The organism is Psychrobacillus sp. Z3-81 (assembly GCF_056620325.1).
This window is the reverse complement of record NZ_JBWQPU010000127.1, coordinates 1-206: the sequence shown is the minus strand read 5'-3', so window position 1 is coordinate 206 and position 206 is coordinate 1. Positions and strand designations below refer to the sequence as shown.

The 206-nt window shown below is 37.4% G+C and carries 1 rRNA gene; it reads right to left on the bottom strand.

Annotation, left to right across the window (positions count from 1 at the left end):
- Nucleotides 1–73: ribosomal RNA gene (gene rrf / locus AC1ECF_RS17885) — 5S ribosomal RNA — on the bottom strand; the annotation flags it as partial.
- Nucleotides 74–206 lie beyond the last annotated feature (133 nt).

The window sequence follows — 206 nt, the reverse complement described above, 5'->3', positions numbered from 1 at the left end:
CATCGGCGCTGAAGAGCTTAACTTCCGTGTTCGGTATGGGAACGGGTGTGACCTCTTCGCCATCATCACTAGACCTGATTATTTGAAAGACAAGTATTATTATATCAACTCTGTGCAATTTTGCAAGTGTTTTTTAATAAAATTTTATTCTTTCAAAACTGGATAAAGGACATCAGAAACAAACAAATTGGTTAAGTCCTCGATCG